The sequence below is a fragment of the Kitasatospora acidiphila genome (genome assembly GCF_006636205.1).
GTDB classification, from domain to species: domain Bacteria; phylum Actinomycetota; class Actinomycetes; order Streptomycetales; family Streptomycetaceae; genus Kitasatospora; species Kitasatospora acidiphila.
The window spans coordinates 585417-592008 of record NZ_VIGB01000003.1 but is presented as its reverse complement, the minus strand read 5'-3'; the positions used below and the strand labels follow the sequence as shown (position 1 = coordinate 592008).

At 73.0% G+C, this 6592-nt stretch carries 7 protein-coding genes and 2 pseudogenes; 5 read left to right on the top strand and 4 right to left on the bottom strand.

Translation table 11 applies throughout. The features are described 5' to 3' along the window. Positions 1 to 179 precede the first annotated feature (179 nt). Positions 180 to 392: pseudogene (locus E6W39_RS43960) on the bottom strand (NADP-dependent oxidoreductase); the annotation flags it as partial. A gap of 25 nt (positions 393 to 417) precedes the next feature. Beyond that, on the bottom strand, positions 418 to 1344 hold the full coding sequence (locus E6W39_RS03730; protein WP_141632244.1) for an NADP-dependent oxidoreductase: 927 nt from the start codon (positions 1342 to 1344) through the stop codon (positions 418 to 420). Positions 1345 to 1495: 151 nt separating this feature from the next. On the opposite strand from E6W39_RS03730, the gene E6W39_RS43410 reads away from it, so the two are divergent. Both E6W39_RS43410 and E6W39_RS43955 read left to right on the top strand, forming a co-directional pair. Beyond that, complete coding sequence (locus E6W39_RS43410; protein WP_323808982.1) at positions 1496 to 3004, top strand: helix-turn-helix transcriptional regulator; 1509 nt, start codon at positions 1496 to 1498, stop codon at positions 3002 to 3004. Positions 3005 to 3554: 550 nt separating this feature from the next. Then, positions 3555 to 3806: pseudogene (locus E6W39_RS43955) on the top strand (Tn3 family transposase); the annotation flags it as partial. Positions 3807 to 3847: 41 nt separating this feature from the next. On the opposite strand, the gene E6W39_RS03710 reads toward E6W39_RS43955, so the two are convergent. Next, positions 3848 to 4456: a helix-turn-helix domain-containing protein gene (locus tag E6W39_RS03710; protein WP_181799074.1), complete on the bottom strand. Its 609-nt coding sequence runs from the start codon at positions 4454 to 4456 to the stop codon at positions 3848 to 3850. A gap of 143 nt (positions 4457 to 4599) precedes the next feature. On the opposite strand from E6W39_RS03710, the gene E6W39_RS03705 reads away from it, so the two are divergent. Together E6W39_RS03705 and E6W39_RS03700 are read left to right on the top strand one after the other, a co-directional pair. After that, entirely contained in the window at positions 4600 to 5589 is a 990-nt protein-coding gene (locus E6W39_RS03705) for an alpha/beta fold hydrolase (RefSeq protein WP_141632243.1), read from the top strand. Between the two features lie 36 nt (positions 5590 to 5625). Next, positions 5626 to 6000 (top strand): hypothetical protein, encoded by a 375-nt coding sequence (locus E6W39_RS03700; RefSeq protein WP_141632242.1) that lies wholly within the window; start codon positions 5626 to 5628, stop codon positions 5998 to 6000. Here the strand turns inward: E6W39_RS03700 and E6W39_RS03695 are convergent. Beyond that, a complete protein-coding gene (locus E6W39_RS03695) occupies positions 5966 to 6244 on the bottom strand; it encodes a hypothetical protein (RefSeq protein WP_141632241.1) in 279 nt (92 codons plus the stop codon). The genes E6W39_RS03700 and E6W39_RS03695 overlap by 35 nt on opposite strands. Before the next feature lie 132 nt (positions 6245 to 6376). Here E6W39_RS03695 and E6W39_RS39050 point away from each other — a divergent pair, with 132 nt between their 5' ends. Then, positions 6377 to 6547, top strand: a complete 171-nt coding sequence (locus E6W39_RS39050; RefSeq protein WP_181799072.1) for a hypothetical protein — start codon at positions 6377 to 6379, stop codon at positions 6545 to 6547. Positions 6548 to 6592: the final 45 nt, after the last annotated feature.

The following is a 6592-nucleotide window of genomic DNA, read 5'->3' as shown; positions in this document are numbered from 1 at the left end:
TGCAGCTGTGCGTCGGTGGCCAGTCCCCTCCGCGCCGCCCTCGGCGGCCTGCGTCAGGACGCGCGGGAGCCACCCGTGCGCGGCCCGGACGGATGCGATCTATCCTCGGCAATTGCCGGATGTCGTACAACTGTTCACCAGCGGCGGTTGAACAGATGCGTGCTCCACAACGGCAGTCGCTCCGCGCCGAGCAGGCGCAGGTAGTTCTGGTCGGCGGCACTCGCGGCACTCGCGGCGCCGATGCCGTGGGCGCCGCGGGCGACGGCCAGCCGGACCGCCGTGCCGCCGATCCCTCCGGAGGCGCCGTTGATGAACCGGGACGTGCCGTTGGCGACGCCGAGCCGGTCGAGAGCGCGGGTGGCCGTCTCCAGCGCGACAGCCAGGCCCGCGGCATCGACGACCGCAGCGGATCCGGCGTCAGACCGTGAGGACGATCTTGCCGCGCAGGTGCCCGTGCTCGCTGACCCGCTGCGCCTGGGCGGCCTCCGCCAGCGGGAACACCCGGTGCAGCGGCAGCCGCAGGGTGCCGGCCTCGTGCAGGGCGAGCGCGGCGGTGTAGGCGGGCTGGTGGTGGAACTCGGTGTCGGAACCGCCGGTGGCGAGGATGCCGTACTTCTCCGCGCCCTCGAAGTCGGCGATGGTCAGGACCCGGTCCGCACGGCCCGTCAGCTCGATGGACAGCGGCAGCACCCCGCCCTGCCCGGCCACGTCCAGCACCCTGTCCACGCCGCCCGGTACGGCCGCCCGGACCCGCTCTGCCAGGCCCTCGCCGTAGGTCACCGGAATCGCGCCGAGCTCGCGCAGGTGGTCGTGGTTGGCCTCGCTCGCGGTGCCGACCACGGTGATCCCGCGGGCCCGGGCGAACTGCAGCAGCACGGTGCCGACCCCGCCCGCCGCGCCGTGCACCAGCAGGGTCTCTCCGGGCCGCACGCCCAGGACGTTCAGCGCCCGCTCGGAGGTCTCGGCCGCCACCGGAATCGCCGCGGCCTCCTCCCAGCCGAGCGAGTCCGGCTTGTGGGAGAGCATCACGGCGGGCACCAGCACCTGCTCGGCGTAGCCGCCGCCCATCACCGCGCCGAACACCGCGTCGCCGGGCGCGAAGCCGCTCACGCCCTCGCCGAGGGATTCGACCACGCCGGCCAGCTCGTAGCCGGACACGGCCGGGAACGTGACCGGGAAGACCTCGGTCATCACGCCGCTGCGCACCTTGTGGTCCAACGGGTTGACGCCGATCGTGCGGACCGCGACCCGCACCTGGCCGGGCCCGGGGGCGGGTACCTCGATGTCGATCGGGCGCAGCACGTCCGCGCCGCCGTACTCGTGGAAGGCGATCGCCTTGGCCATGGAAGGTCCTTGGGGTTTCGTGGAGTTGGTTCTTCCGACAGCTCCCATCCTGGCGCCGGGGCGGCGGGCGGCGACCCACTCTTCCGGACAGTTCGACCTGTCCGAAAGACCAGGCGGGTCCGGGCGGTCCGGCCGGGCTAGGCTCGTCGGCATGAAGCGCGGCGACAGCACTGGCGGTACGGGCAGCGGGAGCGGTAGGGGCGGCAGCGGCAGTACGGGTGCTGCGGGCGGCACGGGCGGCACGGGCGGCACGGGCGGCACGGGCGTTGCGGACGACCGGTGGCGGGAGTTCTGGGGCCGCCCCGAGGACGCGCTGGCGCGGGCCGTCGAAGTGCTGCGCACGCCGCGGCCGGACCTGCTGCTCCGCCTCTCCCAGATGCTCGACACGCTCGTCCCGCACGTGGCGGTCGCCCAGCTCAGCGGCGTCTGCACCTTCTCCCCGTCGCACGCCTTCGGCCCGGCCGAGCTGACCCGGGGAGTGAGCAGCCTGGAGCTGTCCCGGCTGGCCGAGCGCACCACTGCGACCACCTCGGCCGGCCGGCCCTGGCAGGGTGAGGCCGAACTCGCCGGCTGCACCCGGCCGGTGGTGGTGGCCGTCGCCGCCGCACCGAACGGCGGCCCCTCGGCGGACGACACCCCCACAGCGGGCACCGGCACCCTTTCGGCCACCACCGGCGGCGCCGTTCTGGTGCTCGTCCGGGCGGACACCACCCCGGTGGCGCCGGGGGCGCTCGCCGTCCTGCAGCAGCTGTGGGACCTGGTCATCGCCCACTCCGACCACCGCGCCACCGACGCCGGGCCCAAGCACGCGGCGGCCTCCCGCTCCTCGGCGAACACCCGCGCCCGCGCGATCGCCGAGTTCACCGGCACGCACAGCGCTGCGCTCAGCGCGATCCTGGCGCCGCTGCGCTCGGCCGACCTGGACGACGCCGCGGCGCGCCGCAGCGCCACCGAGCTGGCCGTCACCGCGCTGCTGGACCTGCGCCGGGGCGCCGACCTGGACCGTACGCTCAGCGAGGAGCCCGCCGACGCCGCCTTCGCCCGGCTCACCCGGGAGCTGCGCCCGCTGCTGCGGCACACCCGGGTCCGGCTGGAGGCGGCACCCCCGGTCGAGGCCGCCCGTTCGGTCCCGGCCGACGCCGCGCACACCGCACGGGACGCGGTCCGGGCTGCCGTCCTGATGATGCTGGACCAGGAGAAGCCGACTCGCCTGCACGTGAGTTGGCAGTTCACCCCGGAGGATGCCCTGCGGGCGGTGGTCCGCGGTGACGGCCTGGGCGTGCTGGCCGTCGACGCCCTCACGGTCCACCGCACCGCCGACCGCGTCGCCGCGCTCGGCGGTCGCTGCACCGTGGAGGCGGTGCCCGGCTGGGGCACCACGGTGGCGGTCGACCTGCCGCTCACCCTCCCCGAGCCGACCCACGCCACCGATCCGCTGGACGGCCTCCAGCCGAGGGAGTCGGAGGTCCTCGACCAGCTCGCCCAGGGCCGCCGCAACCGCGACATCGCCGCGGCGCTGCACATCAGCGAGTCGACGGTGAAGTTCCACGTCGCCAACATCCTGGCGAAGCTGGGCGTCGCCTCGCGCGGTGAGGCGGCAGCCCTGGCCCACCGAGCCGGGATGCCGGGCGGCACGCTGGGGCTGCATGTGGCGTCCTGAGCCGCACCCCGGCCGGGCGGCCGATCAACACCCCTCGGCGCCAGCCGAAATGACCGACCCGACCCTGTGGGGCTCGCAAAGTCATCGTCGCTGGTCGAGCAGCCTGTCGGTGCTCGTTGCAGTGCCGCTGGTAGGTGGCCGGGACATACCGGGCGTGGGCCTCGTTCATGACGAGGTCATGGTCCAGGGCCTCACACCGGATGCTGCCGATCACTCGCTCGCAGCGGGCGTTCATCCGGGGAGCCCGGGGTGCGCTCTTCAGGTGCAGCGGGCGGGCGGTGGCGGCAGCTGGCGTGATCTGGGGCTGCTCATGTCCAGTGTGAAGACGTCGGTGCCGGTTCGGGCGGTGGTGGGTTCCCGGGTGTCGGACACCCATGGGGACGAGGGCAAGGTGTCGCACCTGGTCCAGGCAGAGTCGGCTACCCGTCATGCATTGACGCAGGACTGGGAGGCCGTCGGATCCGTCGAGGACTTGGACGTCTCGGCGGTGATCACTCCGTGGAAGCGTCCAGGTCTTGGGCCGTGGCTCACCGATCGCCAGGGCGAGTGGGACGGCATGGAGGACCAGATCGGGGCGCCGGGGCTGGTCCTCGACGCCCTCGTGCTGTGCAACACGCGGTCCATGGAGGCTGCGGTGAAGCGGCTGCGGATGGACGGTTTCGACGTCCGTGACGAGGACGTGGCTCGCCTCTCACCGTTCGTGCGGCACCACGTCAACATGCTCGGCCGGTACTCCTTCCAGCTCCTTGACCTGCCCGGCGGCCTGCGACCACTGCGTGATCCGGACGCCGCCGAGGCGTGAAGCCGCAGGCACCGTCGCGGGGCCGGACGCTGTGCTCCGCACTACCGGGCCCAGCGGTCGGGGGCTGGGGTGCGCGGTCGTAGGCGCTCTCCCTGCGGCCCGAACATGATCAGGTATTCGACCGGTCCGCCGGGCCCGGCGTTCGCGACTCCGTGGGCGGTGCGGGTGTCGAACTCGGCCACGTCCCCGGCACTCAGGACGAGGTCCTGCTCGCCGAGCGCCAGCCACAGCCGCCCGTACAGGACGCACAGCCATTCGTACCCGTCGTGGGAGACCTGCCGCGGCCGCGCCGGCGGCGCGTCGATGGCAGGTAGGACGTGCTTGTGGGCGTGCAGGCCCCCGACGTACCGGGTCAGCGGTAGCACCGCCTTGTCGTTGCCGGATCGCTGCGGCACCGGGGTGCGCGGTCCGGCCGCCGCGGCGGGTGCGGTGCCGGCCAGCTCGTCCAGGGAGACGTCGTACGCCTCCGCGAGCTGCAGCAGCACCTCCAGGGTCGGCTTGCGCCGGCCGGTCTCGATCCGCGACAGCGTGCTCAGCGAGATGCCGGTCGCGCGGCTGACGCCGGTGAGTGTGGCGCCGTGCTGCTCGCGCGCGGTCCGCAGCCGGGGGCCCATGGCCGCCAGCGTGTCGGCTATGCCGTCGTCCGTCACAGTCGCCCCGTTCCCTCCGGCCGTGCCGTCTCCACCGCCCTGTCCTGCCAGTTTGCCACGATGGCAAGGGCGTTCGCGTCGCGCGGCCGCCGGGCCGCATGATCGATGCGTAACCACGGCCGCCCGTGAACCGAGGAGAGGCAATGCACCAGCCCGCGCCGTCCGCCGACCTGCGCCACCGCACCATCGAGGCACCCGCCGGGCGCCTGCACCTGGTCGAGCAGGGCACCGGACCGCTGGTCCTGCTCGTCCACGGCTTCCCCGAGTCCTGGTACTCCTGGCGCCGCCAACTCCCGGCCCTCGCGGCGGCGGGGTACCGGGCCGTGGCGCTCGACGTGCGCGGCTACGGCCGCTCCTCCAAGCCGGCCGCGACGGACGCCTACCGGATGCTCGACCTAGTGGAGGACAACGTCGCCCTGGTGCGCGCCCTGGGCGAGGAGAAGGCGGTGGTCGTCGGGCACGACTGGGGCTCCAACATCGCGGCTGCCTCCGCCCTGCTCCACCCCGAGGTCTTCCGCGCCGTCGGACTGCTGAGCGTCCCCTACGCGCCGCCCGGCGGCCCCCGCCCCACCGACGTCTTCGCGCAGATGGGCGGCGACCAGGAGTTCTACGTCTCGTACTTCCAGGAGCCCGGCCGGGCCGAAGCAGAGATGGAGCCCGACCTCCGGGGCTGGCTCGCGGGCTTCTACGCGGCCATGTCCGCCGACACCATGCCCGCCCAGGGCGAGCCCGACCCGCACTTCGTGGCCCGCACCGGCGGCCGGATGCGCGACCGCTTCCCCGGCGGCAAGCTGCCCGCCTGGCTGACCGAGGACGACCTCGACGTGTACGCCGGGGAGTTCGAGCGCACCGGCATGACCGGGGCCCTCAACCGCTACCGCAACATGGACCGCGACTGGGAGGACCTCGCCCAGTACGGCGGAGCCCCGATCAAGCAGCCGTCCCTGTTCATCGGCGGCGCCCTGGACGCTTCCACGACCTGGATGGCCGACGCGATCGACGCCTACCCGGCCACCCTCCCCGCCCTGGCCTCCACCCACATCCTGGACGGCTGCGGGCACTGGATCCAGCAGGAGCGTCCCGAGGAGGTCAACCGCCTGCTGACCGCCTGGCTCGCCTCCCTCGCGGGCTGAATCGGCGGGTGTGCCGGCCCGCCTCCGTCGCAAGAGATGCAGGACAAGACGTACAACTGGTGGGAGATCGCGCCGTACGCCTTCACCCTGAGCACGGTCTCGGAGTGCCTCGCCCTGCTCTCCATCGGCCTGGTGCGCGGGTGGGGCGAGGTCGTGCCCGGCTGGGTCCCGGTGATCGGCGGCCGGCGGGTACCGCTGGCCGCGGCGATCGTGCCGGCGACCCTCGGCGGGCTGGTGCTGACCGGCGTACTGGTCGAGTGGTCGCTCGGGATCCTCGGCGTCATCCCCGGCCTGCACTACACCGACGGCTGGTGGCGGGTGCTGGCAGTGTGCTGCCGGAGCCTGCTGGTCCAGTGGGGCCGGCTGCTGCTGGCCGTCACCTACGCCTACTGGGCGCGGCGCTGCCGCTGACCTGGCACCGCTGAGTCACCCTGGCCATGCTCGCGCACGCCTCCTTCGCTATCGCCGCTGCCATCGAACGGACCGTCAGCAAGCCCTCGCGCACGCTCATGTCGCGTGCATACAGCGACAGGATCCGCTCGTTGAAGCCGGCCAGCCGCCGCACGGGTGGCGTGGAGAGCGCGGAGAAGTGGGTGGTGCCGGTGTTGTGGTCCCGGGCGGTGGCGTTGTTACAGCTGCTCGTGCTCCTGTGCACGTCCGGATAGGCCGATGGTGTGATCATCGGCGGTCGGCGCCGCCGCATTCACTCGCCTGGCCGACGGTTCGTCAGTGCACAGATCTACCTTCTTGATGACAAAAAGATCATTTCGGAGGATTTAGAGCGCTCATGATCCTGGATCAGATGCGTGCGTCCGACCCGGGTGCGGGGACCTTGACCGCCGGTGCGGTCGAGGCGGTCTCGAGCGATGCGGATGGGCCGGCGCGCTTTGCCGCCACAGTCGAAGAGGTCTTGGACCGGGTCGGCGGCCCGCTGTGGGCTGAGTACACCCGCGGATGACTACAGGTAATCCATGAGTGCCATCGCGTGGACGCGACACACTCG